The sequence below is a fragment of the Bifidobacterium sp. genome (assembly GCF_050874245.1).
GTDB lineage: Bacteria > Actinomycetota > Actinomycetes > Actinomycetales > Bifidobacteriaceae > Bifidobacterium.
In genome coordinates this window covers 1-1,946 of record NZ_JBNMKH010000163.1, presented here as the reverse complement: position 1 = coordinate 1,946, position 1,946 = coordinate 1, and the positions used below count along the sequence as shown (strand labels likewise).

At 64.0% G+C, this 1,946-nt stretch carries 1 protein-coding gene, 1 tRNA gene and 1 pseudogene; all 3 read left to right on the top strand.

Annotation, left to right across the window (positions count from 1 at the left end):
• A pseudogene (locus ACR0P8_RS09510) lies at positions 1-640 on the top strand (hypothetical protein); the annotation flags it as partial.
• A gap of 160 nt (positions 641-800) precedes the next feature.
• On the top strand, positions 801-1,769 hold the full coding sequence (locus ACR0P8_RS09505; protein WP_432624823.1) for a tetratricopeptide repeat protein: 969 nt from the start codon (positions 801-803) through the stop codon (positions 1,767-1,769).
• A gap of 88 nt (positions 1,770-1,857) precedes the next feature.
• A tRNA-Arg gene (locus ACR0P8_RS09500) sits at positions 1,858-1,930 on the top strand.
• The last annotated feature ends 16 nt before the right edge of the window (positions 1,931-1,946 follow it).

Here is a 1,946-nt window from a genome sequence, read left to right as displayed (position 1 = left end):
GTTCTCGATCACCACGACCACCGAGGACCAGCAGTCCAAGCGTCTGCTGGTGCTGAAGCAGGATTCCGCCCGGCAGAACTACAAACTGTGGGGCGTGGCCCGTCTGTTCTCCGGCGTGAAGATGCCGAGTTTCGAGGTTTCTCAGACCGGCAGCGCGCAGGGCACGCCGACGGACACCGGTCTGGTCATGACGCCGAAGGCCGCGGTCGCCGCATACGCGGACCTGTTGCAGAACGGGGCCAACAGCCAATTCGCCGGCAAATTCGCGGACGATGATTTGCGCACGAAACTGGCCGAGCTGACCGATCAGGTGCAGAAGGCCATGCAGCTCAACGAAGGCAACCAGCAGCAGGTGTTCACGCCAGTCGACGGGGCCATCGCCATCATGCGTTCCGCGGACGGCGGCGACCTGGTGGTCGCCCAGATCAATTCCGAATGGACGCGCACCGCCGGAGCCGGACGTGAGTCGCAGCCGGCCTCCGATGCGGAGAAGGCGCTGTTTGGCGACGGCAAAGCCACCAGCACTATGAAGACGAGCTACGTGAACGTGATCGCGTTGTATGTGCCGCCGGCGAAGTCCGGCCAGAAGATCACTGCGGTCGGCTCCGAACGCCAGCCCGTGAAGGTCGAGGCATTGTAAGCCCGCCGGACGTCAGCTCCTGAAAGGTATGTCGCCGGCGGATTTCCGCCCGTCGCGTATCTTCGGCATCCTCGACGCACCCGCGGGAATGAAAACCGTGAAATCGTTGTTGGCACCTATAGTTGGTGCCAGCAACGATTTTGTGTTTTGGGAGGCATGTATGGCAGAGAAGCAGGCGTTCAATCCGGGTGTTTCATTGGCGGGAGCCGTTGATCTGGAGGCGCTCAAGCATCAGGTCAAGGCCGAACCGGGGCAGGCCGGGGGAGCGCCGGCGGCCGGCGGATACGTCATCGACACCACGGAGAACACGTTCCAGGCCATGGTCCAGACCTCCGCCACCTTCCCGATCCTGCTGTTCCTGTGGGTGCCGACCGACGACCGCCTGTTCCCCATGGCGCGCACGCTGGGCGATGCGGTGAACAAGCTCAACGGCCAGATCCAGCTGTCCCGCATCGACATCGCATCCAATCCGTCCATCGCACAGGCGTTCCAGATCCAGGGCGCTCCGGCGCTGTTCGCGCTGATCGGCGGCCGTCCGATGCCGATTCTGCAGGGACTGCCTTCCGACGAGGAGCTGAAGCAGATCACGGACGTGGTCGTGCCGAAGCTGATCGCGGCCGCGCAGCAGGCCGGAGTGACCGGCACCGCGCCGTATTCGGGCGATCCCGATTCCGACGCGGCCAATTCCGCGTCTGCGTCCAGCGTCCAGGACCAGGTGCCGCCGGAACATCAGGAGGCGTATATGCTGGCGCAGCAGGGCGACTACGCCGGTGCCGCCGCCGCTTACGAGAAGGTGCTGGAAGCCAATCCGAATGATGCACGCGCGGCCCGTGAACGTGCGAAGGCGCTGCTGCTGGCCCGTTCCGGCAATGCGGATGTGCGCGTGGTGCGTGCCGCCGCTGCCGACAAGCCGGACGATGTGGACGCGCAGCTTGCCGTCGCCGACGTCGACATGATCGGCGGACAGATCCAGGACGCGTTCGACCGTCTGCTTGATTTCGTGGCGGCCGGTCACAAGGCCGACATCGAGCCGGTGCGCAAGCGCCTGCTGGAATACTTCACGATTCCCGAGCCGACCGATGAGCGGCTGAAGCGCGCACGTCGTCGTCTCGCCACCCTCACGTACTGATTTTCCTTGCGATTGCAAGGGTCGCGCCACTTTTTTCACCGTATCGTGTCGCAAATGGGCGGCGAGCGTGTAAAGTAGTGTGGCGCACGGGTTTGTAGCTCAGCGGATAGAGCGTCTGTCTCCGGAACAGAAGGTCGTGGGTTCGATCCCCATCAAGCCCACCGGGCAAGGCTCCAG